The organism is uncultured Piscinibacter sp., assembly GCF_937952055.1.
Lineage (GTDB): Bacteria > Pseudomonadota > Gammaproteobacteria > Burkholderiales > Burkholderiaceae_C > Piscinibacter.
Window position 1 is genome coordinate 37,581 of record NZ_CALFYO010000011.1, and the last position, 15,105, is coordinate 52,685.

Below are 15,105 nucleotides of genomic sequence, written 5' to 3' on the forward strand. Positions count from 1 at the left end.
GCGTCAGTTCAACAGTCGGCTCGGGTCGACGTCGAGCTTGGCCAGCGCACTGCGCGTGGCCTTCACCGTGAGAGACTCCTCCTGCGCCGGCACCAGCAGGCCCGCCTGCAGGAACGCCGCCAGGCGGTGCTGCTGGAAGAGGATCCCGCGGCCCTGCGGCGAGACGAACAGCGTGAGCTGCTTGCGCAGGCCCTGCCAGGCGAGCTGCACCTGTTCGTTGCGGCCGCGGTAGTCGAGCATGTACCAGCTGCCGACCTGCAGCTCGCGCGCCCAGGCGAGCATCGCCGGCGTTGGCATCGAGCCGCCCTCGCCCACCACCTCGAGCTCGGAGCTCTCGTGGCCGGACAGATCCAGCACCATCGACTCGTCGATCTCGACGTCAGCGGCTTCGGGCAGCAGTTCCTCCAGCGTCTCGAGCCGGCCCATCAGCTCCTCGAGCCGCTCGTGCGGAATCACTGCCGCCTTGGCGGTAAAGGCCGCGGCCAGCGAGTTGTTCAGCTTCTGGATGTGCTCGTCCTGCTTCTCGACCGGCACGCCGGCATGCTCCATGCCTTCGCGCAGCGTCTTCAGCAGCGGCGGCAGCCTACGAATGACCTCGGCGCGCTCCTCGCGGGAGACCTTGGCGCTGGCCGACCAGATCAGATCGGCCGCGGCGCGCTTCATCGCCTTCGTCTGCTCGCTCTGCGCGCCGCCGGACTTCACCGCGGTCATCGCCAGCACGTCGGCCCAGACCTGGAAGAGGAACTCGCGCACGCCCTCCTGCACGGGTACCTCGTTGAGCATCTTGCGCAGTTCGATGGTGTACTGGATTGCCATCGTCTCGCGCTGCTCGACCTGCTGGGCGAGCGACACGCCCTTGCGCGAGGCCTCGTTGGCGTCCTTGAAGTAATGCTCGAGAAACTTCTCGAACTCGGTCAGCACGGTCTGGAAGACGCGGCGACCGGTGTCCGGGTAGGCCTCGACCACCTGCACGACGCGCTTGATCTCCTTCTCGAGCAGGTCCGCGACGGCGCGGCCGGTGGCGTCGAAGCCCATCACGCAGGCGCCCATGCGGTCGATCAGCTTGCGCGCCGGGTGGTCCACGGTGGCGAAGAAGTCGGGCTCGCTGACCGCCACGCGCAGCACGGGCATCTGCAGCCGCGCGAACCACACGCGCACCGCGGCGGGTATGCGCTCCTCGGTGAGGATGCTCTGGAACAGCAGCGCCACGATCTCGATGGTGGCGCGCTCGACCGGCGTGGCCGCCGCCTGCTTCAGGGCCTGCTTGCGCTGGTGCAGTTCCTCCAGCATCGCCGGGGTGCTGACTGCCCCCACATCGGCCGCGGCAGCTCCGGCCTGGACCAGCCTCCGCGCGATGCCCTGCTGGGCCTCGGAGATTGCCGCACGCAGCGCTGGCGAGGCGGGTGTGCCTACCTGCTGCGTGGCGACGAACTCCGGCAACTGGCGGCCGATCAGCTTGTTCAGCCGCCCGAGCACCGCTTCGGCGTGGTCGATGCCGCGCGCGAGGGGGCCGGCGCGCGTCATCAGCCGAGTCTCGTCGCCCACGCCCATGCGACCTTGGCCCGAGGTGGTCGCTCCAGGCATGGTGTGGACGCCAGAGACGACCGAACCGACCCAGGCCGAGTTGGTCGACCGCCTGATGTACGGCCGCAGATCGACCTCGGGCATCACGCGGCGCTGCACGAGCCAGGTGTTGATCTCGTGGTAACCCTCCTCGACGAATTGCGCAAACTCTTCGTGCAGCACCGTTTGCAGCAGTCGCCAGGTGTCCAGACTCAGCCCCGCCGCGCGCCATGAGGCAGTGGCAATGCGCGCCAGCACATGGGGACGGAAGGCGTCGTTCGGATCCATGTCCTCGCGCTTCTCGAGCTGGCCGATGCGCGAGCGCAGGTCACTGAACTCCCACGAGGCCCGGTCCATCATCGCCAGGGCGAGGCGCGAGCTGAGAATCTCGTGCTCGATCGTGTCGTCGTCGACCAGGCTCAGCGCCGCGCTGCGGTTGGACGGGCTCGGCAGATCGCCGGGCCGCGAGGCCGACACCATGCCGCTGTTCAAGGCACTGCGCAGCATCGTGATCATGCCCTGCTGCCAGAACGGCGCCGCCTTCTGCAGATCGAGGACGACGTCGCGCCGCTTCATCGCCACCGACGGCTCCGCCGTTTGCCCGGCCAGCGCCTTGGCGCCGCGCTCCACCGCCTCTACCACCCCGGGCAGACCACGCAACGTCCCTTCGACATAGGCACGCCGGGCCTGCTGGGCCAGCGCGGACTGGGTCGCGGGCGTCATCGCCATTGGATGGGGTGGGGCTCGGGGCTCGCTGGGAGGACTCGGAAGGACTCTACACCACGGCCCCGGCGTTCGGGTCGTCCGGATCGGTTTCCTTGGGGCCCTGTCGCACCAAGTCTTCACGCTTCACGCCCAACCACATCGCGATCGCGGCGGCGACGAACACGGAGGAGTAGATCCCGAACAGGATGCCGATCATCAGCGCCAGCGCGAAATAGTGCAACGTTGCGCCGCCGAAGATGTACATCGACACCACCATCATCAGCGTGCTGCCGTGGGTGATGATTGTGCGGCTGATGGTGCTGGTGATGGCGTGGTCGATGACCTCGCGCGGACTCAGCTTGCGGAACTTCCGGAAGGCCTCGCGAACACGGTCGAAGATGACCACCGACTCGTTCACCGAGTAGCCCAGCACCGCCAGCACGGCCGCCAGCACGGCCAGCGAGAACTCCCACTGGAAGAAGGCGAAGAAACCGACGATGATGACCACGTCGTGCAGGTTGGCCAGGATGCCCGCCACCGAGAATTTCCACTCGAAACGTACGGCGAGGTACAGCATGATGCCGATCACGGTGGCCAGCAGCGCGTAGGCGCCGTCTCGTGCGAGTTCGGAGCCGACCGATGGTCCGACGAATTCGCTGCGTTGCAGCGTTAGCGGCTCGGCCCCCGGTTGGCCGCAGACCACCTTGCTGACCGACTCGCCCTTGTCGGTGGTCAGCTGTACCGAGCTGGTGCTGGCTCCCTCGGCCTGGCACAAGGCGCCGAAGACACGGCCGACCACGTCGGCCTGCTTGACGTCGCCGCGCACCGGCAGGCGGATCAGCACGTCGCGGGAGGTGCCGAAGTTCTGCACCTGAGCCTCGCCGAAATTCAGCGCGTCGACGCTGGCACGCACCTTTTCCAGAGGGGCCGCCTGAGGGTAGGCGACCTCGATGACGGTGCCGCCGGTGAACTCGATCGACAGGTGCAGGCCGCGCGTGGCGATGAAGAACACCGCGGCGAGGAAGGTCACGGCCGAAATGACGTTCAGCACCAACGCGTGGCGCATGAACGGGATATCGCGGCGGATGCGGAAGAATTCCATGGTCGGCCCCCCTCAGGCCTTGGCGGCCGGTTCGCTGCCGGCGCCGGGCGCTGGTTTCCACACCTGGCCGATCGACACGTTCCTGAGCTTCTTCTGGCGGCCGTACCAGAGATTGACCAGGCCGCGAGAGAACATCACCGCAGAGAACATCGAGGTCAGGATGCCCAGGCAGTGCACGATCGCGAAGCCGCGCACCGGACCGGATCCGAAGGCCAGCAGCGCCACGCCGGCGATCAGTGTCGTCACGTTCGAGTCGAGGATGGTCGCCCAGGCGCGCTCGTAGCCCGTGTTGATCGCGATCTGCGGCGAGGCGCCGTTGCGCAGCTCCTCGCGCACGCGCTCGTTGATCAGCACGTTGGCGTCGATCGCCATGCCCAGCGCCAGGGCGATGGCGGCGATGCCGGGCAGCGTCAGCGTCGCCTGCAGCATCGACAGCAGGGCGATCAGCAACAGTACGTTGAAGGCCAGCGCCAGCGTGGAGAACACGCCGAACAGCAGGTAGTAGACGCACATGAAGGCCGCGATCGCCACGAAGCCGTAGAGCACGCTGTTGAAGCCCTTGGCGATGTTCTCGGCGCCCAGGCTCGGGCCGATGGTGCGCTCCTCGATGATCTCCATCGGCGCGGCCAGCGAGCCCGAGCGCAGCAGCAGCGCGGTGTCGTTGGCCTCCACCGTGGTCATGCGGCCGGAGATCTGCACTCGCCCGCCGCCGATCTCGCTGCGGATCACCGGCGCCGTGACCACTTCGCCCTTGCCTTTCTCGAAGAGCAGGATGGCCATGCGCTTGCCGACGTTGTCGCGCGTGACGTCGCGGAAGATGCGCGCACCCTTGGCGTCGAGCGTCAGGTTGACGGTGGGCTCCTGCGTCTGGCTGTCGAAACCGGCCTGCGCGTCGACCAGGTTCTCGCCGGTCAGGATCACCTGGCGCTTGAGGATCAGCGGCGAGCCGCCGCGCTCGACGTAGCGCTCGGTGCCGAAGGGCACCGGGCCACTGCCGGCGGCTGCCGCCGCAGCTTCGGCGCTGTCCTCGACCATGCGCACTTCCAGCGTGGCGGTGCGACCGATGATGTCCTTGGCCTTTGCCGTGTCCTGCACGCCGGGCAACTGCACGACGACCCGATCCAGGCCCTGCTGCTGGATCACCGGCTCGGCCACGCCCAGTTCATTGACGCGGTTGTGCAGCGTCGTGATGTTCTGCTTGACCGCCGTCTCCTGCACCTTGCGCGCAGCCTCGGGCTTGAGCACGCCGGAGAGCCTGAACTCGGCGCCATCGGGTGATCCGGTCCAGGTCAGGTCGGGCAGCTGATCGGTCAGCAGGCCGCGCGCCGCGTCCATCGTCTGGGCATCGCGGAAGCGGATGTCGAGGTTGTTGCCATCGCGTGCGATGCCCGCGTGGCGCAGGTTCTTGTCGCGCAGCAGCGTGCGGATGTCGCCGGTCAGCGCCTCGGCCTTCTTGGTCAGCGCCGACTTCATGTCGACCTGCATCAGGAAGTGCACGCCGCCGCGAAGGTCCAGGCCGAGGTACATGGGCAGCGCGTGCAGGGAGGTCAGCCATTGCGGCGAGCGCGACAACAGGTTCAGCGCAACGATGTAGCTCGGGTCCGCCGGGTCGGGGTTGAGCGCCTTGTCGATCGCGTCCTTGGCCTTGAGCTGGTCGTCGGAGGTCGTGAAGCGCGCCCGCACCGACGTACCGTCGACCTGCACGAAATCGGCTTGCAGGCCGGCGGCGGCAATCGCCTGTTCGACGCGCGGCACCAGGCTCGTGTCAACTTTCAGCGTCGCCTTGGCACTGCTGACCTGCACGGCAGGCGCCTCGCCGAAGAAGTTCGGCAGGGTGTAGACCAGTCCGACGAGAAGTGCGACCAGCAGGGTCGCGTATTTCCACAGCGGGTAGCGGTTCATGACGGGTTCCTTGCCGGCCAGGGCCGTGCGCCAGCGACAAGCGGTCCGCTCCTGGCGGACCGCACGTTCACTCGTTGGCCTGGCCCGTGATTACTTGAACGTGCCCTTCGGCAGCACCTGCACGATCGCCGTGCGTTGCAGCTGGATCTCGACGCCGTTGGCCACTTCGACGTGCACGTAGCTTTCGCCCAGCTTGGAAACGCGGCCGATCATGCCGCCGCCGGTGACCACCTCGTCGCCCTTGGCCAGGGCTTCGATCATGGCCTTGTGCTCCTTCTGGCGCTTCATCTGCGGGCGGATCATCACGAAGTAGAGCACCACGAACATGAGCAGCAGCGGCAGCATGCTGCCAAGGCTGCCCAGAAAGGACTCGGGTGCGGCGGCCGGGGCGGGGGCCTGTGCGAATGCTTGGGAAATGAACACGGGGACGTCCTCGCTAGTGCGCCCCCGGGCAACCCAGAGGCAAAACCGCAGGATTGTACGGGCGGGGCTTCAAGCCTTCCGCAATGCCTGTGCAACCTCGTTGCTGCCCTGGGCGTTGCCGCTGTCGGGCACGATCTCGCCGCCGCGGTCGGAGATCTCGGCGAATCGCGCCGCCACCTGCTCTGCGGCGTCGACGGCCGCGCCGATGTGCACACCCTCGGTCATCGTCACGTAGGCACGCTCGAATGTGCCCGCACCGGCGCAGAGGATGGCTCGCGTCGGCGCGTCGGCCGAGACGAGGTACAGCAGCCCGGGCGTCACCGACTCGGGCGTCAGCCTGGCCAGCACCTCCGGCGGCAGCAGCCCCTCGGTCATGCGCGTCGCCGCGGTGGGCGCCAGGCAGTTGACGCGGATGCCGTCCTTGGCGCCTTCCAGCGCGAGGGTCTGCATCAGGCCCACCAGGGCCATCTTGGCGGCCCCGTAATTCGACTGGCCGAAATTGCCGTACAGCCCCGAGGACGATGTCGTCATGACCACCCGGCCGTACTTCTGCGCGCGCATGATCGGCCAGACGGCGTGGGTGCAGTTCACCGCGCCCATCAGGTGGACGTCGAGCACGAGGCGGAAATCGGCCAGGTCCATCCTGGCGAAGGTCTTGTCTCGCAGGATGCCGGCGTTGTTGACGAGGACGTCGATGCGGCCCCAGCGCGCCATCGTGTCGGCGACCATCGCGGCCACACCGGCCTCGTCGGTCACCGAGGCGGTATTGACCACGGCCACGCCGCCGGCCGCTTCGATCTCGCGCACCACCGTCTCGGCAGCGCTCGTCGTCTGGCCTTCCACGGCGCGGCCGAAGTCGTTCACCACCACCCTGGCGCCGCGTGCCGCGAGGGCCAGCGCATGCTGCCGGCCCAGGCCGCCTCCTGCGCCGGTGACGATGGCCACCTGGCCGTCGAATCGAATGCTCATCATGTCCTTTCGATCAGGTCGCCAGGCGCAGGCGCCCAGCAGGCGCTCCGTTCCCAGCCGAATGTTTTGATAACCCATTTTGCACAGTCCACCTCAGTCCCGCCGACGAGCAACGGCCGGCGCGCCGGCCCGGCGCATCGCTCGCTCACCTCTGCCGCCGCCCTCCCTATCGTTTCCCCTGATCCAGTCCTCATTGCGTCAGGTTAATATTCATTCTTGCTTATATACAGATGCTCTTTCTGACCCACCCGTCTGGAGACCCCGTGGAACGAGACTCCCATCCGCCCGGCCGCCTGCAGCGTGCCCCGGAAGGCTTCGTCGACAAGAGCGGCGTTCGCACCGTGTTTGTCGAGGCCCGCCAAGGCCGGCGCGACTTCATCCGCAATGCTTTCGCCGCAGCGGCCGCCGCAGGCGCGGCGCCGTTGGCTGTCGCACAGTCGAACCCCGTGCCCAAGGCCGGCGGCGACGCCAACATCCTCGAACTGCCCGAGCACAGCAAGGGCCTCGGCCAGCCGGTGGCCACCGACGGCTACGGCAAGCCCTCGAAGTACGAAGCCAACGTGCAGCGCCGCCCCAGCCCGGGGCTGACGCAGACCTCGCAGGCCTCGGTGTCGTTCGCACCGCTGCAGTCGCTGTTCGGCATCGTCACGCCAGCCGGATTGCACTTCGAGCGCCACCACCAGGGCTGGTGGGACATCGACCCGTCCAAGCACCGGTTGATGCTCAACGGCTCGGACCCGTCGTTGCTGAAGAAGCAGATGGTATTCACGATGGACGAGATCATGCGGCTGCCCAGCGTGTCGCGCTTCCACTTCATCGAGTGCGGCGCCAACACCGGCATGGAGTGGGGCAACGTCGCCGTGCCGACGGTGCAGTACACGCACGGCATGCTGTCGTGCAGCGAGTTCACGGGCATCCCCCTGCGCATCCTGTTCGACATGGCCGGCGTCGACTACAAGCGCGCCCGCTACGTGCTCGCCGAGGGCGCCGACGGCTCCTCGATGACGCGCACCATCCCGATGGAACTGGTCGAGTCCGGCGAGGTGCTGGTCGCGTACGGCCAGAACGGCGAGATGCTGCGCCCGGAGAACGGCTACCCGCTGCGCCTGGTGGTGCCCGGTGTGCAGGGCGTGAGCTGGGTCAAGTACCTGCGCCGCATCGAGGTCGGCGACAAGCCCTACGGCACCAAGGACGAGACGATCCACTACGTCGACCTGATGCCAGGCGGACTGCACCGCCAGTACACGAGCACGCAGGAGGTGAAGAGCGTGGTCACCACGCCGTCGGGCGGCCAGGTGCTGCTCGACAAGGGCTTCTACAACATCTCGGGCCTGGCCTGGTCGGGCCGCGGCAAGGTCAAGCGAGTGGACGTGTCGGTCGACGGCGGGCGCAATTGGCGGCAGGCGCGCCTCGAGGGGCCGGTGATGTCCAAGTGTCTGACGCGCTTCAACATCGACTGGGTGTGGGACGGCAAGCCGGCCATCGTGCAGAGCCGCGCCACCGACGAGAGCGGCCACGTGCAGCCGACCTATCGGCAGAACCGCGCCGTGCGCGGCTCCCGCTCGATCTATCACAACAATTCGATCCAGTCCTGGCTGGTGCAGGAGAGCGGCGAGGTGAAGAATGTTCAACTCTCGTGATCTGCTGGTCGCGGCGATCCTGTTCGCGACGGGCGCCGCATCGGCACAACAGGCCTTCCAAGGCATTGGCCGCGACGCCACACCGTCGGAAATCGCCGCCTGGGACATCGACGTGCGCCCGGACTTCAAGGGCCTGCCCAAGGGCAAGGGCTCGGTCAGCCAGGGCCAGGACATCTGGGAGGCGAAGTGCGCGTCCTGCCACGGCATCTTCGGTGAGTCCAACTCGACCTTCTCGCCGCTGGTCGGCGGCACGACCAAGGAGGACGTGAAGACCGGCCGCGTGGCACGCCTGACCGACGAGGCCTTCCCCGGCCGCACCACGCTGATGAAGGTGTCCACCGTCTCGACGCTGTGGGACTACATCTACCGCGCGATGCCGTGGACGGCGCCGAAGTCGCTCACGCCCGACGAGGTCTATGCGGTCACTGCCTTCCTGCTCAACCTCGGCGATGTCGTGCCGGCGGACTTCGTGCTCAGCGACGCCACCATGGCGCAGGCGCAGGCGCTGCTGCCCAACCGCAACGGCGTGGCCACCGACCACGCCATGTGGCCGGGCGGCAAGCCGCGCAAGCCCGACGTGCAGGGCTCGTCATGCATGACGAACTGCGCGGTCGAGGCCAAGCTCGCCTCGTTCCTGCCCGACCACGCGCGCAATGCCCACGGCAACCTTGCCGAGCAGAACCGCATGGTGGGTGCGCAGCATGGCGCCGACACGACGCTCCCGCCGGGTGCGCAGTCGGCAAAGCCGTCAGCCATGCCCGTCGCCAAGGCCGAGGCGCCAGCAGCGCTGTCGCTGCTGGGCAAGAACGGCTGCGTCGCCTGCCACGCACAGGAGACCCGGCTGGTCGGTCCGGGATTCGTCGAGATCGGCAAGAAGTACGCAGGCCAGGACGATGCGGCGAACTACCTGGCTGCCAAGATCCGCGCGGGTGGCAGCGGCACGTGGGGCGCGATCCCGATGCCGCCGCAAAGCCTGCCCGAAGCGGACGCAAGATCGATCGCGCAGTGGCTTGCCGACGGCGCAAAGAAATGAGCATTCTGGAATACCCCACCCGGTTATCCGTTGACATGCCTGTACAGCGAGGGGAATCACCGAGTCAGTGGTCCCTCTGCCTGAATACCATCCGTTGACTCCACAGGAGAACGAAATGCAAACCCGTCGAGAAATGCTGACGCGCAGCGCGTCCGTGGCTGCCGCGCTGGCAGGGTTGGGGCTGCTGCCCCAGGCGGCCCAGGCTGCCTGGTCGCAGGCCGCCTTCGAGGCCAAGAACATGGGCGACCTGATGAAGGCGCTGGGCACCTCGGGCCCTGCCGAGAGCAAGGACGTCACCATCACCGGTCCCGACATCGCCGAGAACGGCGCCGTCGTGCCGGTCGGTGCGTCGTCCAACTTGCCCGGCGTCAAGCGCCTGCTGCTGCTGGTCGAGAAGAACCCGGCCATGCTGGCGGCGATGTTCGAACTCACCGATGCGGTGGAGACCAACATCTCCACGCGCGTGAAGATGGGCCAGTCGTCCAACGTGATCGCCGTGGCGATCACCGGCGACAACAAGGTGTTCTTCGCGCAGAAGGAAATCAAGGTCACGTTGGGCGGCTGCGGCGGCTGAACAGGCCCGCTGACGTCAATACCCCCTACAGAATCCCAAGGAGCAAGACATGGCAGACCCGATGCGCATCCGCGCTCAAGCCGCCGGCGACAAGACCACCGTTCGCGTGCTGATGAGCCACGAGATGGAGACCGGCCAGCGCAAGGACTCGTCCGGCAAGACGATCCCCGCCTGGTTCATCCAGGAAGTCAGCGCCAGCCACAACGGCAAGCCGGTGATGACGGCCCAGTGGGGCCCGTCGGTGGCGAAGAACCCGTTCCTGCAGTTCACGATCAAGGGCGCCAAGGCCGGCGACAAGGTCGCGATCAGCTGGAAGGACAACAAGGGCGACAGCCGCACCGACGAAGCCACCGTCAGCTGAGAAGGTCCACACCATGCGCCATCTGATCCTCACCACCGCCTTGGCCGCCGCTTCGGCGGCCGCCTTCGCGCAGAAGAGCGCTGCCGACGGCATTGCCGAATACCGCGCGATGCTTGCAGACGGCAACCCGGCCGAGTTGTTCGAGGCCAAGGGCGAAGCCCTCTGGAAGCAGAAACGCGGCCCGAAGAACGCCACGCTCGAGCAATGCGACTTGGGCAAGGGCCCGGGCGTGGTGAAAGGCGTCTTCGTGGAACTGCCGCGCTATTTCGCGGACACGAAGCGAGTGCAGGATCTGGAGACGCGCTTGGTCACCTGCATGGAGACGCTGCAGGGCTTCAACGGCGCCGAGATTGCCAGTACGCCGTTCGGCAAGGGTGAGCAGGCCAACGTGACTGCGCTGGCGACCTGGATCGCCGCCGAGTCGCGCGGCCTGCGCTTCAACCTGCCGCAGGGGCATGGCGAAGAGAAGAAGATGTACGAAGTCGGCAAGCGGGTGTTCTTCTACCGCGCCGGCCCGATGGACTTCTCGTGCGCCTCCTGTCACGGCGAGGACGGCAAGCGCATCCGCCTGCAGGACCTGCCCAATCTGACCAAGAACCCGGGCGACGGAATCGGCTTCGCGGCCTGGCCGGCCTACCGCGTCAGCAACGGCCAGATGTGGGGCATGCAGTTGCGCCTGAACGACTGCTACCGGCAACAACGCTTCCCCTTCCCCGGCTTCGGCACCGAGCCGACCATCGCACTGGGCGTCTTCATGGGCGTGAACGCCAAGGGCGCCGAGTCCATCGCACCGGCCATCAAGCGCTGAATCCGGCAAGGACCACCACGATGAAGAAGACCCTGATCGCCGCAGCCTGCATCGCAGCCGCCATCGTCGCCGGGTGTGCGACAACGCCTTCACCGCAGGATCTGGACAAGCTGACGCTCGACCTGATGAAGGCGTCGTTCCGTACCCAGGGCATCGCCAAGGCCGACCGCCTGAACCAGGATCTCGGTCAGAGCGCCTGCTCGTCCGACAAGGCGCCGAGCGAAGCCGTCGCGAAGCGGATCGAGGCCGAATCGCTGGCCAGCATCCAGTGGCCCGAGGGGGGCCGCTACATCGGCGACTGGCGCGAAGGCGAGAAGCTGGCGCAGAACGGCCGCGGCATGACCTGGACCGACAAGTCCGACGACCCGAAGGCCAACGGCGCCAACTGCTACAACTGCCACCAGATCGACAAGAAGGAGATCTCCTACGGCAGCATCGGCCCGAGCCTGTGGAACTACGGCAAGCTGCGCGGCGTGAAGGACGTGGCCGATCCGGCCACCGCCGCGGTCGTGCAGTACACCTGGGGCAAGTTGTGGAACAGCAAGGCCTACGCCGCCTGCTCGAACATGCCGCGCTTCGGCCACATGAAGCTGCTCAACGAGGATCAGCTGCGCCACGTGATGGCCCTGCTGCTCGATCCGAGGTCGCCCGTCAACCAGTGATCTCCGAAGAGCCCGCCGCCGCGGGCTTTTTGGTCACCAAAACATAAGCCAATACTTATCATGAGTCTGAGCAAGCGCGACTTCCTGCAGGTGCTGGGCGCCGCCGGCGTGGCCGGCATGGGGCTGGCCCGCCATGCCGAGGCCGACGCCGCCACCGCCGAACAGGCGCTTTACGACCTGCCTCGCTTCGGCAACGTCTCCCTGCTGCACATGACCGACTGCCACGCGCAGTTGCTGCCGATCCGCTTCCGCGAACCGAGCGTCAACCTCGGCGTGGGCAGCATGACCGGCGCGCTGCCGCACCTGGTCGGCGAGCGTCTGCTGAAGAAGGCCGGCCTGCGCCCCGGCACGCGCGAGGCGCACGCCTACACCTTCATCGACTTCGAGACCGCCTCGAAGCGATACGGCAAGGTCGGAGGCTTCGCCGAGCTCGCCACCCTGGTCAAGCGCATGAAGGCGAGCCGCCCTGGCGCACTGCTGCTCGATGGCGGCGATACCTGGCAAGGTTCGGCCACCTCCCTGTGGACCAATGCACAGGACATGGTCGACGCCTGCAAGCTGCTCGGCGTGGACGTGATGACGGGCCACTGGGAGTTCACCTATGGCATGGAGCGGGTGAAGGAGATCGTCGAGAAGGACTTCAAGGGCAAGGTGGACTTCGTCGCGCAGAACGTCAAGACCACCGACTTCGGCGACCCGGTGTTCCCGCCCTACGTGATCAAGCAGATCAACGGCGTGCCGGTGGCGATCATCGGCCAGGCCTTCCCCTACACGCCGATCGCCAACCCGCGCTACATGGTGGCCGACTGGAGCTTCGGCATCCAGGACGACAACCTGCAGAAGATGGTCGACGAGGCGCGCGGCAAGGGCGCACAGGTGGTCGTCGTGCTGTCGCACAACGGCATGGACGTCGACCTGAAGATGGCCTCGCGCGTGCGCGGCGTGGACGCGATCCTCGGCGGTCACACCCACGACGGCATGCCGGTGCCGGTGCCGGTGAAGAACGCCGGCGGCACGACCCTCGTCACCAACGCGGGCAGCAACAGCAAGTTCCTCGGCGTGCTCGACTTCGACGTGAAGGACGGCAAGGTCGCCGACTTCCGCTACAAGCTGCTGCCGGTGTTCGCCAACCAGATCCGGCCCGACGCCGAGATGGCTGCATTGATCGCGAAGATCCGCGCCCCCTACGAGGGCAAGCTGGCCGAGAAGCTGGCGGTGACCGACGGCACGCTGTACCGCCGCGGCAACTTCAACGGCAGCTGGGACCAGCTCGTCTGCGACGCGCTGATGGAGGTGCAGGGCGCGCCGATCGCCTTCTCGCCCGGCTTCCGCTGGGGCACCTCGCTGCTGCCCGGAGACGTGATCACGCGCGAGCTGATGATGGACCAGCTGGCCACCACCTACTCCTACGCCACCGTCACCGAGATGAGCGGCGAGATGATCAAGACCGTCCTCGAGGACGTGGCCGACAACCTCTTCAATCCGGACCCCTACTACCAGCAGGGCGGCGACATGGTTCGTGTGGGCGGCCTGTCGTACGCCATCGAGCCAGGGGCCAAGATGGGTTCGCGCATCACCGACATGCGCCTCGGCGGCAAGGCGATCGACGCTGCCAAGACCTACAAGGTGGCCGGCTGGGCGCCCGTGTCTGAGGAGGCGAAGAACGCCGGCAACAAGCAGGTCTGGGACGTGGTCGAGCAATGGCTCAAGGCCAAGGGCCGCGTCGCGCCGCGCCGCATCAACACGCCGCGCCTGATCGGCGTCCAGGGCAATCCGGGCCTGGCCTGACGGACCTTCCACCACGACGAGGAGACGACGATGAACATCCGCCGACTGCTGGCCACCTTCGTGCTGGGCTTTGCCGCCGCCGGGGCGATGGCCCAGGACAAGGTCGTCTACCACTTCGACAGCGACGCGGCGCAGGCGCTCAAGGGCCTGCGCAACATGAAGAACCACCTCGACGTGGACCCGTCGGCAAGGCTCACGGCAGTGGCCCACGCCAACGGCGTGGACTTCCTGATGAAGGACGCCAAGGACCGCAACGGCAATCCCTACGAGGTGGCCGTGCAGGATCTGGTGGCGCGCGGCGTGAAGTTCGAGGTGTGCGAGATCACGCTGAAGAACCGCAACCTGAAGAAGGAACAGTTCATCGAGGAGGCTGCGTTCACGCCCTCCGGCGTGGTGCGCGTGGCCAAGCTGCAGCGCGAGGGCGCCGCCTACATCAAGCCCTAGAACGGCGCTTCACCGATGAGCCTGGAGACGCTGCTCGATCGCTTCGGCCAGGCACCGGTGCTCGCGGCCGGCGGCCTGGCCATCGGCTTCGTGTTCGGCTTCTTCGCTCAGCGCTCTCGCTTCTGCCTGCGCTCGGCGGTGATCGAGTTCGCGCGTGGCGTGCACGGCGGCAAGCTGACGGTCTGGCTGTTCGCCTTCGCGATCGCGCTGCTCGCCACGCAGGGCCTCGTCGCGCTCGGCGTCATGGACGTGGGCAACGCGAGGCAGCTCGCCACGCGCGGCAGTCTGTCGGGGGCGGCGGTCGGCGGACTGCTGTTTGGCATCGGCATGATCCTCGCGCGAGGCTGCTCCAGTCGGCTGCTGGTGCTGGCCGCGCAAGGCAACCTGCGTTCGGTGCTGTCGGGGCTGGTGTTCGCCGTCACCGCGCAGGCGGCCTGGACCGGCGCACTGGCACCCTGGCGCGAGACCATCTCGGCCTGGTGGACCGTCGAGGGGGGCGCCTCGCGTGACCTCACCGTGCTCACCGGCCTCGGCCGCGGCGGTGCGCTGCTGTTCGCCGCGGTATGGCTGGTCGCCGCCATCCTGTGGGCAAGGCGGCAGCGCGTCGCCCCCTGGGGTTGGGCCGGAGCGAGCGCGGTCGGTCTGTCGATCGCCGCAGCCTGGTGGCTCACCGCAACGATCGCCGCCACCTCCATGGAAGCTGGCCTCGCGCCCATCCAGGCGCTCAGTTTCACCGGACCCTCCGCCGAGGTGCTGACGCGCGTGCTGTTCGCTCACGACAGGCCGCCGACCTTCGACTTCGGCCTCGTGCCCGGCGTGTTCCTCGGCTCCTTCGTCGCCGCCGCGCTGTTCCGCGAGCTCAAGCTGGAAGGCTTCGCCGGTGGCGCCTCGATGCGGCGCTACCTGATTGGCGCGGTGCTGATGGGCTTCGGCGGCATGACCGCCGGCGGCTGCGCGGTCGGCGCCGGCCTTTCCGGGGCAGCCGTGTTCACCGTCACGTCATGGGTCACGCTGACCGCCATGTGGGCCGGCGCGGCCGTCACCGACCGGCTCCTCGACCAGCACGGCCACGAGGCCGCCCAGCCGAACCTGGGCGACCAGGCCGTGCCGCACAGCCGCGCCTTTTCCTGA

General features: G+C 67.5%; 14 protein-coding genes. 9 read left to right on the forward strand and 5 right to left on the reverse strand.

Translation table 11 applies throughout. From position 1 onward, the window contains the following. Nucleotides 1-3 precede the first annotated feature (3 nt). From Q0599_RS04025 to Q0599_RS04045, 5 genes are all read right to left on the reverse strand, one after another. Nucleotides 4-2,286, reverse strand: a complete 2,283-nt coding sequence (locus tag Q0599_RS04025) for a DUF1631 family protein (protein WP_298826079.1) — start codon at nucleotides 2,284-2,286, stop codon at nucleotides 4-6. Nucleotides 2,287-2,338: 52 nt separating this feature from the next. After that, nucleotides 2,339-3,370: a protein translocase subunit SecF gene (gene secF / locus Q0599_RS04030; protein WP_298826082.1), complete on the reverse strand. Its 1,032-nt coding sequence runs from the start codon at nucleotides 3,368-3,370 to the stop codon at nucleotides 2,339-2,341. A gap of 12 nt (nucleotides 3,371-3,382) precedes the next feature. Continuing rightward, nucleotides 3,383-5,272 carry a protein translocase subunit SecD gene (secD, locus tag Q0599_RS04035; RefSeq protein ID WP_298826086.1) on the reverse strand — a complete coding sequence of 630 codons (1,890 nt, stop codon included), beginning with the start codon at nucleotides 5,270-5,272 and terminating at the stop codon, nucleotides 3,383-3,385. A 90-nt stretch (nucleotides 5,273-5,362) separates the two neighbouring features. Continuing rightward, on the reverse strand, nucleotides 5,363-5,695 hold the full coding sequence (yajC, locus tag Q0599_RS04040; RefSeq protein WP_298826089.1) for a preprotein translocase subunit YajC: 333 nt from the start codon (nucleotides 5,693-5,695) through the stop codon (nucleotides 5,363-5,365). A 69-nt stretch (nucleotides 5,696-5,764) separates the two neighbouring features. Beyond that, nucleotides 5,765-6,664 carry an SDR family NAD(P)-dependent oxidoreductase gene (locus Q0599_RS04045; protein WP_298826476.1) on the reverse strand — a complete coding sequence of 300 codons (900 nt, stop codon included), beginning with the start codon at nucleotides 6,662-6,664 and terminating at the stop codon, nucleotides 5,765-5,767. Between the two features lie 230 nt (nucleotides 6,665-6,894). Between Q0599_RS04045 and soxC the strand changes: the two genes are divergently transcribed. The 9 genes from soxC (at nucleotide 6,895) to Q0599_RS04090 (ending at nucleotide 15,105) form a co-directional block, all read left to right on the forward strand. After that, a complete protein-coding gene (gene soxC / locus Q0599_RS04050) occupies nucleotides 6,895-8,304 on the forward strand; it encodes a sulfite dehydrogenase (RefSeq protein ID WP_298826092.1) in 1,410 nt (469 codons plus the stop codon). Then, nucleotides 8,288-9,337, forward strand: coding sequence for a c-type cytochrome (locus tag Q0599_RS04055; RefSeq protein ID WP_298826095.1), 1,050 nt, complete (start codon nucleotides 8,288-8,290; stop codon nucleotides 9,335-9,337). Before soxC ends, Q0599_RS04055 begins: the two co-directional genes overlap by 17 nt. 115 nt (nucleotides 9,338-9,452) lie before the next feature. Further along, nucleotides 9,453-9,911: a thiosulfate oxidation carrier protein SoxY gene (gene soxY, locus Q0599_RS04060; RefSeq protein ID WP_298826097.1), complete on the forward strand. Its 459-nt coding sequence runs from the start codon at nucleotides 9,453-9,455 to the stop codon at nucleotides 9,909-9,911. A gap of 49 nt (nucleotides 9,912-9,960) precedes the next feature. Further along, entirely contained in the window at nucleotides 9,961-10,272 is a 312-nt protein-coding gene (gene soxZ, locus Q0599_RS04065) for a thiosulfate oxidation carrier complex protein SoxZ (protein WP_298826099.1), read from the forward strand. 13 nt (nucleotides 10,273-10,285) lie between these two features. Further along, the gene (gene soxA / locus Q0599_RS04070; RefSeq protein ID WP_298826101.1) at nucleotides 10,286-11,080 is read left to right on the forward strand and encodes a sulfur oxidation c-type cytochrome SoxA; all 795 of its coding nucleotides are present in this window, start codon (nucleotides 10,286-10,288) and stop codon (nucleotides 11,078-11,080) included. Nucleotides 11,081-11,100: 20 nt separating this feature from the next. After that, entirely contained in the window at nucleotides 11,101-11,742 is a 642-nt protein-coding gene (gene soxX, locus Q0599_RS04075) for a sulfur oxidation c-type cytochrome SoxX (protein ID WP_298826103.1), read from the forward strand. 60 nt (nucleotides 11,743-11,802) lie between these two features. Further along, nucleotides 11,803-13,530 (forward strand): thiosulfohydrolase SoxB, encoded by a 1,728-nt coding sequence (gene soxB, locus Q0599_RS04080; protein ID WP_298826106.1) that lies wholly within the window; start codon nucleotides 11,803-11,805, stop codon nucleotides 13,528-13,530. 30 nt (nucleotides 13,531-13,560) lie between these two features. After that, a complete protein-coding gene (locus Q0599_RS04085) occupies nucleotides 13,561-13,974 on the forward strand; it encodes a DsrE family protein (protein ID WP_298826109.1) in 414 nt (137 codons plus the stop codon). A 15-nt stretch (nucleotides 13,975-13,989) separates the two neighbouring features. Continuing rightward, entirely contained in the window at nucleotides 13,990-15,105 is a 1,116-nt protein-coding gene (locus Q0599_RS04090) for a YeeE/YedE family protein (protein WP_298826112.1), read from the forward strand.